Here is a 15,368-nt window from a genome sequence, read left to right on the forward strand (position 1 = left end):
CAAGTTAACAAAATTTGAGGACAATAAAAAAAATCCCCGACAAAAAACATGTCGGGGATTATACCAAAGACCTTTTTAGACAGCCTCTTTTTATTTTAATCTTGTGAGGGGTTTTGAATTTCTCAGTAAGAAAACGTATTGAAAATAGTCGGTGGTAAAACTGTTTTCTGTCGGAGTAATATTCTCACCAAAAAACCTTGATTTTATATTTGCAAGACGTTGCGTCTTAAAATAAGGTGATCCATCTCTGTTTAATTTATAAAGAGTAATGGTATTAGGTTTACTTACTGCTGCAAGATCATTAATGCCTTTTACCAGTTGTAAAGGACCATCTGCATTTATCCAATCTGCTTTTTCATTCTCTGGTGTAGGGAATTGCGGGTTTTTAGGCAGATATACTTCACTATCTAAGGTATAACTTACAAAACTGGTAGTTTTAAACCCTGCATTTTTTAACTCTGAAGCAAACAATATATCTGCTCCTTTTATCGGAGTTTGAAGTGTATGAAAATAACCGAAAAGACCATAAAATTTTTCATTCTCCAAATGCATAGCTTTAACGTAGTTCTTAAAGTTGTTAAGCATGGCTTCGTCTCTTGAAGTTGAAGAGTTGTCGCTGAAATTTTTGTCTATTCCAAGTACGGTGATTTTTAAGGAATCAGGCAGTTGTTTGTTGTAAGCATAAATTTCTTCCCATTTTTCAAAAAGCTCTTTACTGCTTTGTTGCGGAATTCGTTTGCCGATTTCTAAAACGATCTTTTTAAGTAATGTAGGTTTTTTAATACTATCTGCTAAAAATGTATTCAGATCTTTGGCTGTTAAACTGTCCATTTCTGCTAGATAGTATTTAATCCCAAGTTTTTTGTTTAAATAGAAAAAAAGTTCCTTATCTAGTTTTTGGTTATCGGCATATCCGTGAATTTCTCCCAACAGAAAAACATCCGATTGGTAAAAATCCTCATCAAACAGTTCGTCTGTAATTCTATCATGAACAACGGTATTATTATTTTTTAAATAACTTATGTTTTCTTTATTTTCTGATTCTAAAAACAATTTGTTACTTATAACAAAACATAGTACAGATATCAAGCAAATACTAATGATACCCACAAACCCGTAAATAATTATTTTTTTTAGCTTTTTCATTGGTTTTTTTTTATAAAGTTAAAAATTTTTAGTGATAGAATAACCTTGATTATTTAGCAGCCGGAATTGCAATTCTTATCACAGTGCCTTTCACACTTGTTTTTATTTCTGTTACACCATTCATATATTGAACTCTGCGCTTAATTGATTGAACTCCCAGCATTGATTTCTTGTTGTGTATTTTGTCTTCAAACCCTACACCGTCGTCAATTATATTCAGTATCAGTTCTTCCTCTTCTTCATATAGAAGGATGTCTACATTTTTTGCTTTGGCATGCTTGATAATATTAGTGATAGATTCTTGTATAATGCGTAGTAATGCAATACGTGTATCGGTTGAAACACCTGATAATGAATTGTTGTCAATATGAATGTTTTTTTGATAAATATTGTCAGGTAGAGCTTTATCGGTCAGTATTCTGATCTGTTTTTCAAATGATAGTTGTTGTTGTTCGTCTCCTTCGTTAAACCATTCGTGGCTTTTGTTTCTCGCTGCTTCGTATGCTGTTATGGTTTCATTTCTAAGTTTGCTCAGTTTGTCTTTTAATTCAGTATCCTGAGTATCCATGATCAATGTTTCCAACTGATATCTTACCGCTGCAATTGATGATGAAAGCCCATCGTGCAGATCTTGTCCCAGTCTTTGCTGCTCTTCACGTACTGCCTGGTATTTTGTTTCTTCCATGGCAATGATCTGCATATCGGCAGCATTGTTTAAATCCTCTATCTGCGCCTTTGCCTTTTTGTTGCGGTAAAGCATAAGCAGATAAATACTAAAAATAATAAAAGCAGCACTTACAGAAATTACTACAAGCCATCTGGTTCGTCTTTCTTTTACTGCTTCTGACTGTTCAAGATCTATTCGGGTATTTTCGGCTTCGGTAAAGGCATATAAAAGGTTATCCATTTCAATCTTAAGCTTTTCTTTTACTTTTTGCTCTTCCAAAAGGGCTAGATAAAGTAGGTTGTTACTTTCGGTAATATCACCTTTAATTTCCTGTAGTTTAGCTTTGTATTGATAAAGTTCAGCTTTTTGATTTTTAGTAAAAGAATGCCAGTTTTCAATTTTTTTGATATATACACTTGCACTGTCAATATTTTTCGATGCTAAAAAATAGTCTATTTTCCATGGAAGCAGATTTTGGTCTATAATTCCCGTTTCTATATCTTTATAAGTAATCTTTAGTTCTGTAAAACCATCCAGTATATTTTTTACTTTTATAGTGTCTTTTTCAAATAAAGCCACGAAATGTTGCGTAACCAACATAAAAAACTCATTATAGAGCATGTACTGTTTATTATCTTGAGATCTTTTACGTATCTCTTTCCCTATTTCATAGATTAATTCCGACGTTTCATAAACGGCAAGAGTATCATTCGTTTTTATGTACGACTCTACAACTCCAGCTGACAGAAAAGTTAGCGCATCAATTCCTGTTGGAACATCAATCTTATTCTTTCTCAACAGCTGGGGAAGGGTTTTAACATATGTTTTTTGCTGTACATATAACGCAATTACTTTATTGTGCAGACCTTGTTCCATATAGATCTGGCTTTTTGCCGAAATCACAATGAAAGGATCCTGCTCTCCGTTCTTCTTGTATTCTTGTGCAATCTTATCTGCGTAATACATATAAGCACCGTTTTGTTCAAACATTGCAGCATTGTTTAAAAACGCAAGATAGTAGTTCTTGCGTACGCCGTCATATTTCTTATTGCTCCAACCAATTTTTTTATACAGACTCAATAGCTCGGTTAGTTGTTCAGTGGTAAAATTGGCTCCTTTTGTTAAAAGATAATGATCTCTTAATTTATCGGCTCCGTCTAAATATTCTTCATCCGATAATCTTCTTGAATGGTATTCATTGTTAAGACTGTCAAAACTTTTTTTTGCCTTTTGTATTAAAGACTGCCCAAAACATAATTGGATGTGACCAATAGCCAATACAAAGAACACTGCCAGTACAGACAGTGTTTTTCGTAAATAAAAGATTAATTTCATTTACCGGTGGTATATGTTGTATAAGTCTAAACAGGTATTTCCCCTTAACCTGTGCTACTTACGTCATTGTAAGTATCTAATTTTAGACAAATCAAAATTAATAGTTAAAATTAATCTTAAAAAACGGGTATTTGTTAAGATAGGTGTTTTGTACAATTTTAAGCATATGGCTATTGTACTTTATTCTTTTATTAATTATTTAAAATCAGTTGTTTATATTCTATTTTCTTTAATAACCGGAGTCACCTAAAATGTTAAAAAATAGCAAATTATTGCTATTTTTTACTGTAGACCTTTAGAGTAATTTAACACTTTATAAAATCAATTAAAATGTAGTTGTTATGAATAGAAAATTACTCTCAGTATCTTTACTGTTGTTGGGACTGCAGTCTTACAGTCAGGTTGGTATAGGAACCTTAACACCAAACCGTTCTGCACAGTTAGATGTCACATCTAATAATAAAGGTATCCTGATCCCACGCGTTGGATTGACCAGTTCTACTGATGCATCCACCATCCAAAACGGAAATGTAAACAGTTTGCTGGTATTTAACACAAATACGCAAAACGATGTTAAACCAGGCTATTACTATTGGTATATCGACCGTTGGATGCGTATTGTTAACGATGCAGATGTTATAGCGTTGGATAAGAATACAACCAATCAAAGCCTAACTGTAATTGGTTCAGATTTAGTATTGACAGACAGTGACGGCAATACAGTATCCGTTCCTTTGTCGGCAATAAATATCCCCACATCAGTTGTTAAAAATCCTGACGGTACTTATACCTTCACAAACGAAGCAGGAGATACTGTGGTAATTGATGCTACTGATAATGTTATTAATAATATAGAAACCATTTTAGGTGATACCAATGTATTAAACGAACTGATCGAAGTATTGGGTAATACGTATGTTGGCGGAAACGTTTATTACGATGGTACACAGTTTACGTATGTAGACCAGTCTGGAACTACACATGTAATCAATATGCAAGACATCGTAAAAGCGAACGAAACAATCACCACGATCGTAAACAATAACGACGGAACGTATACATATACCAACGAAGCAGGAGCAACTGCGATCATCGATGTACCTGCAGCAGTAGTGAACCAGTTCGAGAATATTTACAACGACATCGTAAACGAACAGATCACCGTTGGCGGTACAACATACAATACCTTTGAAGAATACTTAACCAGTATAGCAAACGATGCCATCAACATTGGGGGTAGCACGTTTATCGATGTAACCGGAACAGGAACAGCAGCCGATCCATACCAGGTATCGATTAAGGAAGGCACAGCGAATTCTATGCTGATCACCAATGCGGCAGGCAATGTAGAATGGGCAAGCTTATCAAGTATCGTAAAAGCCAATGAAACAGTAACCACGTTGGTAGACAACAACAACGGTACATACACTTACACAAGTGAGAACGGTACGGTAACCACGGTAAACATCCCTGCGTCGATTGTAAACCAGTTCAACGACATCGTGAACAGTGGTCCTGTAACGGTAAACGGCAACACGTATACAACGATAGAAGAATACTTGGAAGAGGTAGTAGCATTGAACGAAACGGTAACGAACCTAACGTATGATGCAGCAACAGGAATCGCGACCTACACGAACGAAGCGGGTACTGCACAAACGATCGATTTATCGGATGTTGTGGACAACTTCGAAACGGTAACCACGGTAGCGGTGAACAACACTACGGGTACGTTGACTTATGTAGACGAGAGCGGTGTAAGCACGGTTTTAAACTTAGGCGATTTAGTAAGAGAACAGGAAACCTTAACCAGTGCAAGCTTTGATGCAGCAACAGGTATCCTTACTTATAACGACGAAGACGGGGTAGCAACGACCCTGAATTTAGGGGCTATGGTACCGAACTTCGAAACTCTTACCACGGTATCGGTAGACAATGCGGCAGGCACGCTAACGTATGTAGACGAAGACGGCGTAAGCACGGTATTGGATTTAGGGGCGTTGGTAGCAGCCAATGAAACAGTAACCACTTTGGTAGACAACAACAACGGCACGTATACTTACACAAGTGAGAACGGTACGGTAACCACGGTAAACATCCCTGCGTCGATCGTAAACCAGTTCAACGACATCGTTAACAGTGGTCCTGTAACGGTAAACGGCAACACGTATACCACGATCGAGGAGTATTTGGAAGATGTAGTGGCATTGAACGAAACGGTAACGAACCTGACGTATGATGCAGCAACAGGAATCGCGACCTATACGAACGAAGCGGGTACTGCGCAAACGATCGATTTATCGGATGTTGTGGACAGCTTCGAAACGGTAACCACGGTAGCGGTGAACAACACTACGGGTACGTTGACTTATGTAGACGAGAGCGGTGTAAGCACAGTTTTAAACTTAGGCGATTTAGTAAAAGAACAGGAAACCTTAACCAGCGCAAGCTTTGATGCAGCAACAGGTATCCTTACTTATAACGACGAAGACGGGGTAGCAACGACCCTGAATTTAGGGGCTATGGTACCGAACTTCGAAACTCTTACCACGGTATCGGTAGACAATGCGGCAGGCACGCTAACGTATGTAGACGAAGACGGCGTAAGCACGGTATTGGATTTAGGGGCGTTGGTAGCAGCCAATGAAACAGTAACCACTTTGGTAGACAACAACAACGGCACGTATACTTACACAAGTGAGAACGGTACGGTAACCACGGTAAACATCCCTGCGTCGATCGTAAACCAGTTCAACGACATCGTTAACAGTGGTCCTGTAACGGTAAACGGTAATACGTATACTACGATCGAGGAGTATTTGGAAGATGTAGTGGCATTGAACGAAACGGTAACGAACCTGACGTATGATGCAGCAACAGGAATCGCGACCTACACGAACGAAGCGGGTACTGCGCAAACGATCGATTTATCGGATGTTGTGGACAGCTTCGAAACGGTAACCACGGTAGCGGTGAACAACACTACTGGTACGTTGACGTATGTAGACGAGAGCGGTGTAAGCACGGTTTTAAACTTAGGCGATTTAGTAAGAGCACAAGAGACATTGACATCAATGGTTCAGAACGATGCTACAGGTGTTATTACTTATACTCCTGAACGCGGTACTCCTACAACAGCAGAGGTAGTAAGTGCCGATGCAGGTAACGAAATTACAGTGGGTACAGACGGCGGTGCATATTATAAACCGGCAAATACGGTAGCAAGCATTAGTGCAAGCCACACCGTAAGTGCAGACGACGATACTTTGTTAATTGATGCTTCAGGTTCGGGTTTAACAGTTACGCTTCCTGCTGCTGGTGATAATAATGGTAGAATATTAATTCTGCGTAAAATGGACGGATCAGGTAATATTATAACGTTGAGCGAACAGGTAACTTTAGCCAACGGTGTAACTTTTAACCAATTCAACGTACAAGGTACTATGCGTATTCAGAGTAATGGAACAAACTGGTATAAGATAGACTAATAAGTTCTAACAAAAAGAGAATATAGGTCTAACCTTAGTTTTCTAACCTCTGAAATATAAAATCTCTACTATTATTATAAATAAAAACATACAGGTTATGAATAAAGTAACTAGAAATATAGCAGCACTTATTGCATTTGGTCTTGGAACTGCATCAATAGGATTTGCACAGGTAACACAACAAAAAATAGGGAATAACCCAACATTAATTAACCCTAACGCAGCTTTAGAAGTAGAAAGTACCAATAAAGGTATTTTACTTCCTCGTTTGGGGTTAACTGCAACAAACAGTTTTGCACCATTGGCAGCACACGTTGCGGGTATGACAGTGTATAATACGGCAACAGCAGGTACGGCACCAAACAATGTAACACCGGGCTACTACTATAACGATGGTACGCAATGGGTACGTGTTGCCACAGGTGCCGATGCTAAAACAGAGCCTTGGCGTGAACAAAATACAACCAATGAAGCAACAGCCAATTCCCAAAGTATTTATCAGACAGGTAGCGTGGCAGTAGGCGATTTCAGTACCGCAGCTTCAACCAAAAAAATGGAGGTAAAAGGTGATTTTAAATCTGAAATTACTGCAGCCGGCGGAGCTACCGGAACAGAAGTGGGTTCTCCGCTTAATCCAAATGGGGCTATGCACTATTGGTTTTCATCGCCAACCAACTACAGAATAGCATCTGCAAGTGACCAAAGGGCGTTATTACAAGCTGTTTCAGGAACTACTACAAATGCAATTTCAGCTTCTGATATTCAATCAGAAATGACATCGGTAAACGGTACTAATTCGATTTCTACAGCAAGAACACTAAATACTGGTGAATTCCGTTTGGAGAGTTATAATGTTGCAGATAATTTTGGTTCTACAGTTTCATTACAGAACGATGGTCTCCGCTTAAGACATACCAATACCAATGGTGCAGCCGATCCGTTCCCGCTTAACAACAGTTCGGAGATTTTCGTTCAAAAAGCAAACGGGGTACGCTTTAATTTCAGAGATGCTGCAGCTGTACAAACTGGTGAATACTGGTTTCCAACAACCAGTGGTACAAATGGTCAGGTGATGACCCAGACTGCCACAGGGAAAATGGTATGGTCAAATCCTTCCACTCTTTTTTCAGAAGTAGATGGTGTTATTGGCAACGAGGTAACCGATGCCACTTTAAACGGTGGCTTAACGCGCACTGGAGCAGGAACAACGGCCAGTCCGTATACTTTGGGCTTAACACCAGGAACAGTTGCAGGTAATATAATGACCTGGAACGGTACAGCCTGGAACCCGGCTGCCCCTGTGAATATCTACAATGCTAATGGTACCTTAACAAGCAACAGGGTAGTAACTATGGGTGGAAGGGGTTTAACCTTCGCCGCTCCAGAAAGAGAAATTTATTTTGATCCTAATGGTCGTATTGGGGTTGAAGCAAACGGTACTAACGATGCAGATATCTATGTTACTTCGGGCTCTGGTGCTACCTATAATCGTTTTGATATTCAGTCTTTTCCTAGTGGTTCTCTCAATTTAACAGCAACCGGTGCTGGAGCCGATCAAGTTAGGTTAGGTAGTAGTTTTACAACAAACCCAGTACCATTATTATTTTCAACAAGTGCGGGCGGCAATACTCCTGGAGTAGAAAGAATGCGTGTTACAGGTACGGGAAATATTGGTGTAAATACAGATATCCCTACCGAAAAATTAGACAATAATGGAATAACGAGATTAAGAAATCTTCCGCTGAATGGTGCTACTAATGCCATTAATACTACAGTTGACGGAGACGAATCTTCAAGTCAGGATCAAACTTTTACAGCAACCAGAACAGTAGTGGCAGATGCCAATGGCGTACTGGGTACGGTGGCAGGTTTACCTGCGACTCCTGTAAACATCTATAATGCAAATGGCACTTTAACAGGACTTAGAACAGTAACAACAGCTGATAATTTATTAAGGTTTGCTGGTACAGGTAGTACGGTTGGTATATCAACCAACGCAACCGAAGGAAGGGTTACAGCTACAGGAACTAATAGAGGATCTATCACAGTTACTGGAGGAAACTCAATTGTAGATGTTTATGCTGATAATAACCTTAAAGGTCAGGTTGCCGCAAGAGGTACAGGAACTACTGGCTTAGATATACGAACAGAAGGAGCTACGCCTTTATCTTTCCTAACTGACAATACTCAAAGAATGCGCATAACATCAACTGGCGAAGTAGCCATTGGAGCAACAACTGCCCCATCATTCGTGGTAGGTGGTTCAACTATTCAGCCTAAATTACACGTAGCCGGTGATATCTCTACTACAGGTAAATTGTGGACAACAAACAGTGTGTATGCCGATTATGTATTTGAAGATTATTTCAACGGTTTCTCTAAAATTTATAAAGACTACAAATTTAAATCGTTAAAAGAAGTAGCCGAATTCATTAAAAAGAACAAACACTTACCGGGCATTACGCCAATCAGTGAAATTACTGTAGGTGAGAATGGATATACCATTGATCTAACCCAGCTTTCTATGCAGCAGTTAGAGAAACTGGAAGAATTGTATCTGCACGTAATTGAAATGAATGATACGCTTACCCAAAAAGATATAGAAATTGAAGCACTTCAAAACAAAACAAACGAATTGGAAGAACGCTTGAAAAAACTGGAAAACCTGTTAATTAAACAGTAAGTACCTTTTGTTACAAACGTATTCAATTAAATTCTGCTCTTCCCGAACACTAGGGAAGAGCTACTTAAAGTGTAAATTATGAAAAGCTATACTTCATCCATATTTTTAACATTTCGTTTGGATCTCACTGAACCTAATATGGTTAATAGGTGCATTCAAAAACTCTTATTTAATACATTTTTATTTTTACTGATTGTAGTCGGATTATCTGCAAGTGCACAAAACTTGATTCCTAATGCCGGCTTTGAAACTTATTCACAGCTACCTACAAATCCGTCACAATTTCAAAGAGCCACTGGCTGGTTAAATTCTTTGGGGGCAACCGCAGGGTCTCCTGATTACTGGAATACATTAGGTACTGGTAATATATCCTCTAAAATAGGACCTTACAGCGGAACAGGCTATTCAGGAACTTTTTTAGAAGCATTCGATAGTGCTACTACTAATTTGACTGATTATAAAGAATATATGACCATCCAGCTTTCTAGTCCGTTGCAAGCAGGTAAAACTTATCGTATTTCCTTTTATACGGCACATATGTATGGGGCGGCTCCTTCAAATATTACTTTTTCGACTATGACATTCGATGATCTGCCAAGTTCTGAACAAGGATATTTAGGAGTTGTATTTTCTGCTGCTGCCCCTGTTGCTGCCAATACGGTTGGAAACACCAATCCCAGATGGACTTCATTAAGAAATGACTTCGGTGTTGGCAGGGTGTTAATTCCTAGTACGAATACCAATGTTTATGGTGCGGCGTCTCGCAATGCATGGGTAAAAGTTGATTTATTATACACCGCCACCGGAACTGAACAGTATATGACTGTTGGGCAGTTACGTCCGGGTGCAACAAGTTTGCCTGATAAAGTAGGGGCTTATTATACTTATGATGAGTTTTCTTTAACACTCGTTTCTACCCCCGGAGGCGTTTCGGCTCCTGATTTCTGGGTAAAAGCAGACGATGCGGGAACTATTGCTACAGCGTGGAAAGACCATTCTGCGAATGCAGATAATATTCCGAACGTAGGCGGAATGACACTTTCTGCTGCTGACAGAGCACATAATTTTCATCCGTATACGACAGGTTATAGTGGATCTAAATATTTTAATAACCCTACTTCGGTATTGAACCCGACAAATGGGCTGTTAAGTAATGTGTCTCATTCTATTTTTTCAGCAATTAGACCAACCTCTTCAGGAACAGGACGCATTACCGGGATTGATGATGACGGAAACGGAGCCGAGCCGGGGTTTTCTATTGAAACAGGAAAACTAAGATTTTATAAATTTAGTGGTGATGCTAACGCTGATCAATTCGACGAGCGCCCTTTTAATATTGGTAGCACCAATATTGTCTCGGGTATAGGGAATAATCCGGTTGCTGCTGGAGGAACTTCAACTTCAGCAGGAGGAGAGAGAGTATTAGGGATGAACGGTGTATATAAAACTTACCCAAGTACGGCGAGTAGTAACAGGTTTCATTTGTATGGTCAACGTTTAAGAATAGGCCAAGGAACTTGGAGTGCCGCTGGGCCTTTCCCGGGAGATATCATGGAAGTAATCTGGTATAAACGCCCCTTAACCGCTAACGAGCAATCTAGGGTAAACACTTATCTTGCTGTAAAGAACGGAGTTACTTTAGAAGAAAATTACCTTACTTCAAACAGTACTATCGTATGGGACCTTATCGTGAATAGCGGTTACAACAACAACATTTTCGGTATTGCAAGAGATGATATTTCTGGATTAAGCCAAAAACAGTCGGGAAGTGTAAATAACTCACAAAAATTAGTAATTGCTACAACGGGCTTTGCTAACGATAACGCAGCCAATAGTACAGGCTTAACTACCGACCAGCAGTACCTAATGACAGGTGACAATGGCTTGGAACAAAGACTTAAAATGCCTTTGGTTTTCACAGGGGGCACTAACGGCCCAACCAATTTCCGTTTCGAATCGATCTGGAAAGTACAGAATACCGGCAGTGTAGGCACAGTAACCGTTGCCTGGCCGAAAGGAGTAAATAACCTGTACCTCGTGCAATCTACGGATGCCGCTTTTGATAATACCGATACCTTTACTTCGATGGCTTCAGAAGTTACGGTAAACGGGGTAGTTTACAACACGGCTAATGTTATTTTAACTAATGGAGAATTCTTTACCTTTGCAGGTTTTGGATATGCTCCTGCAGGTGTTACTAATGGATTAACTTATTGGTATAGAGGAGATAAAAGTGCGGCAAATACAGGTGATGGTACCGATGTAACCACCTGGGTTGATCAGTGGTCAGGCAATACGGTTTCAAGTGTTGCAGGAAATAGTCTTCCTAAATACAAGCAGGGTGCGGTTGATTATTTCAACTTTAACGCCGGGGTTAATTTTACAGACATAAACCAAACTATTGGAACACGCTCTGTTCAAACAATTTTTAATGCCAATAACGACCTTTTTATGGTAACAAAAGAAGGGATGACATCTCCTGGTGGCTCTAATCCCCATCTTTTTAGTATAGGTATGGATAATGTGAATACTACTATTGATAACTGGGATTATTTAGGGGTTTGGCCAAACGGGAATGTTGAAAGAAGGGTTTATAATGGCTCTACTAATTTCCCTAGTGTTACACCGAATTTCAGTACAACTATACCAAGTATAATGTACTATAATTTTTTGGATCGACCTTACAGCAGGGGACTGAATGGCGCTGTTAACGGAGCTACTTTTAATAGCACGGGAGCTATGGGAGTTCCACTTGGCGGACATATTTTTGGCTCTACCAAATGGACAGGGAGCGGTAGTGATAACGATGGTTTTATCGGACATATTGCAGAAACCATTATTTACGGAGCAGGAAATGTAACAGCATTGGAACGCAGAAGGGTAGATTCTTACCTTGCAATTAAATACGGTATTACTTTAGGGCGGGTAGATACAGACCATTACCTTGATGCCGATGCAGCTATGGTATGGAACGGTGCCACCAACACCGCTTACAACAATAATATTTTTGGTGTGGCAAGAGAAGACATCGGGCTTTTTGAGCAAAAGGTATCAAAAAGTGTGAATGCCGGAACCATTCTTACCGTGGCAACTACCAATGATTTTGTGAATCCAAACGACAATGCGGCGCGTACCAGATTCACAAACGATAAAACCTATTTCTTATTGGGAGATAACAATGTAACGAGCCCAAATCTTACCAGCGTTACTGTGGCAGGAAATACTTGGAAGAGAATTCAGCGAGTATGGCTGTCTCAGCGTAAAAATACGCCGAACGTGCTGTATTTCGAAGCAGACTTGTCTACTTTTGGTAGTAGTTTTGCTGCATCGAATACGGTTTATATGCTGGTTGCAGACGATGCCGCCTTTACAACCAATGTAAAAAGTGTTGCAGGAACATATACCAATGGTAAATGGGTATTCAGCAATAATTTTGATACAGAGAATGTACAGCGATACATTACTTTCGCAACCGTTCTTTCAAGCTATTGTGTTACCGACGACTGTAATCCAAATACTTTCTTAAATACCTCAGATCCAAACACCATAGAGTATGATAATATGGTAAGTACGTTCCACAGCACCATGATGCGTGATGCGGATACCGGAGAACTAATGGTATGGGGGGAAGATATGGCAAACAATGGTGTAAGCGACATATTAAGTCCTATTGAGGTCAATAACACTAATTATCCTGCACTAACCGGTGATATACTCAAGTTTACTGCCGGAAGCTTAAATATAACTAGAAATCAAAAAGTAGTTTTGACCACAGATGGTCTATTTGCTTGGGGAGGGCAGGGATACTTGATCTCAACAGATATTACAAGCAGTACTACTTTTCAGAAAGTAAGTATAGGAACTTACGGCGTAAATGGCGGTACACCAAAGGCAGACGGATTACCTGACGGGGTGGCTCCTGCAGATGTCAAAATGCTCTTTGGCTCATACCGAACATTGGCATTGACCACTTGTACGGGCGAAGCTTGGGTATTGGCACAATCTAACAGCTTTTACGGAGACAATACACCAGATAATACTACAAACGACCAACTATGGCACCGGGTACATATTGATGCAACAACAACATTAAATAATGTAGTGGCCATACGTGGAAATGGTGATCACGCACTAATGGCATTAACTGATGCTGGCGAGGTATATACTTGGGGACAGAATACATTCTTAGGAAATGGCACTGCTCAAGCAGCGAGACCATTTGCTACAAAAATGACACTACCAGCGGGCGCGACTCCTAAAATGATAGGAGCAACGAGAGGTGTAACTTATTATGTTTTAGATACCAATGGTAATCTATATAGTTTAGGTATAAACACCTACCGACAATTAGGTAATTTTACTACCACAAACAGCAATACCTGGGTACAGGTACAAAAATCGTCAACGGCGGGCGATTATTTAACCAATGTGGTTTGGATCAGCCCAAATGAACACGATGGTCTTCTTACTGTAAATGGTGGTTCTATCAATGTATTGACAGCGGACGGCAGGTTGTGGGCTTGGGGAGAAAATCACAATACTATGCTTGGAGGTACAGGCAATCCTATAAACCCTACCGAGATGCCGGGCAGTATTCCTTCCACCAATCCGTATGATATTGGTAAACTCAACTGGACCGATACCGTAATAGCAGTAGAAACCGGCGGGCATACCTCTATGACGGTTAAGGATAACACCAAAAGATACGGTTATATAGGACATAGGGTTAACGGGAGTATGGGTGATGGTACAAGTGCAGATGCTACCGAGAATCAATATAACTTTGCTAACACCCCGGAGATCAATCTTTGTGGTGCACCGGCGGTAGCAGGAATTTGTACCAACCCGGGTGTATTTGATGCAGCTGGTTTACCAAGTACTACGGGAATCTCTAATTTAGTTGGTTTTACTGGTGGTACCACAGGCTGGCCGGCTAATGTGAATAATGGCCATATAGTGATCGAATCGAAAAACAAAGGTTTTGTAATCACCAGGGTAAGTTCATCGGCAGCTATAGTTAATCCTATAGAAGGTATGTTGATCTATGATATTGCAGCAGCCTGCGTAAAACTTTACAACGGTACGGTTTGGAATTGTTTGGCTAAAGATTGTATTCCTGCAACTAATTAAAATTAACATCATGAAAAAGTACTTCATATTATCAGTTTTAAGTTTAATGTTGTGCAATAGTGTACAATCTCAAACTGCCATCGAAAAGAAAACAGCAGACGGATCCGCGGTTTTAGATTTTGCAACGGGTACTACCAAAGGCATTATTTTGCCTGCGGTAGAAACCTTACCCGCTACACCGGCAAATGGAACGTTTTTATTTGATAAGGTTGCCAAAATTGTAAAAATGTATCAGAACGGTACTTGGGCTGATCTTTCCGGTGTGGGAGAAATTTCAGGAACCGTGCCTGTTGCACCGTATAGCGGTACCGTTGACAACGGTAAGCAAACGGTAATCGGATCCAGATCAACAACCGTAGACGGCGTATTGGTACTGGAGTCCGCAGACAAAGCACTGGTTTTACCTAAAATTTCTAATCCGCACCTGAATGTAAAAAGCCCTTATCCGGGCATGATGTGCTACGATACCAACAGAAAGGCACTTGCGGTGTTTGATGGTCTGGTTTGGAATTATTGGAAATAGAACATTCGTTTAAATTATCTCAGAACTTACCTAAATACGAACGTATGCACAAGTTCAGGATTCAATAAATAGAAAACTTATGAAAAAAAACTATATATCATTGATGTTGGTATTTGCGTGTTTTGGCATTTATGCGCAGCAGGCAGATCAGACAGTGAACCAGGGATTGTTAAAAGTAGACCCGGGCACGGAGGTATCCACGTATTTCGATTTCAAGAACGAAGCCACGGGTGATGTATTGAACGATGGTGCAATGCACTTTTACGGACATTACAATAACGAAGGCTTGTTTAGCTATACCACCAACAGCCGCACGGGCTATGTGGTATTTGAAGGGCTGATGCCCGAGATGCAGAAGATCGAAGGAACTTCACCAAGCAGCTTTTACGATGTACT

General features: G+C 39.9%; 6 protein-coding genes and 1 pseudogene. 5 read left to right on the forward strand and 2 right to left on the reverse strand.

The features are described 5' to 3' along the window. Nucleotides 1-90: 90 nt before the first annotated feature. Both BM253_RS16330 and BM253_RS16335 read right to left on the reverse strand, forming a co-directional pair. Entirely contained in the window at nt 91-1,146 is a 1,056-nt protein-coding gene (locus tag BM253_RS16330) for a hypothetical protein (protein WP_091526432.1), read from the reverse strand. Between the two features lie 49 nt (nt 1,147-1,195). Beyond that, a complete protein-coding gene (locus BM253_RS16335; protein WP_091526434.1) occupies nt 1,196-3,148 on the reverse strand; it encodes a sensor histidine kinase in 1,953 nt (650 codons plus the stop codon). A 341-nt stretch (nt 3,149-3,489) separates the two neighbouring features. Here BM253_RS16335 and BM253_RS16340 point away from each other — a divergent pair, with 341 nt between their 5' ends. From BM253_RS16340 to BM253_RS16360, 5 genes and pseudogenes are all read left to right on the forward strand, one after another. After that, nucleotides 3,490-6,636: a beta strand repeat-containing protein gene (locus tag BM253_RS16340; protein WP_091526436.1), complete on the forward strand. Its 3,147-nt coding sequence runs from the start codon at nt 3,490-3,492 to the stop codon at nt 6,634-6,636. 97 nt (nt 6,637-6,733) lie between these two features. Beyond that, complete coding sequence (locus tag BM253_RS16345; protein ID WP_091526437.1) at nt 6,734-9,319, forward strand: tropomyosin; 2,586 nt, start codon at nt 6,734-6,736, stop codon at nt 9,317-9,319. A gap of 78 nt (nt 9,320-9,397) precedes the next feature. Continuing rightward, nucleotides 9,398-14,449 (forward strand): DUF8202 domain-containing protein, encoded by a 5,052-nt coding sequence (locus BM253_RS16350; RefSeq protein WP_143095695.1) that lies wholly within the window; start codon nt 9,398-9,400, stop codon nt 14,447-14,449. Between the two features lie 10 nt (nt 14,450-14,459). Further along, nucleotides 14,460-14,972 carry a hypothetical protein gene (locus tag BM253_RS16355; protein ID WP_091526441.1) on the forward strand — a complete coding sequence of 171 codons (513 nt, stop codon included), beginning with the start codon at nt 14,460-14,462 and terminating at the stop codon, nt 14,970-14,972. Nucleotides 14,973-15,051: 79 nt separating this feature from the next. Beyond that, a pseudogene (locus tag BM253_RS16360) lies at nt 15,052-15,368 on the forward strand (gliding motility-associated C-terminal domain-containing protein); the annotation flags it as partial.

Source organism: Paenimyroides ummariense (assembly GCF_900115115.1).
In the GTDB taxonomy this organism is placed as follows: Bacteria; Bacteroidota; Bacteroidia; order Flavobacteriales; family Flavobacteriaceae; genus Flavobacterium; species Flavobacterium ummariense.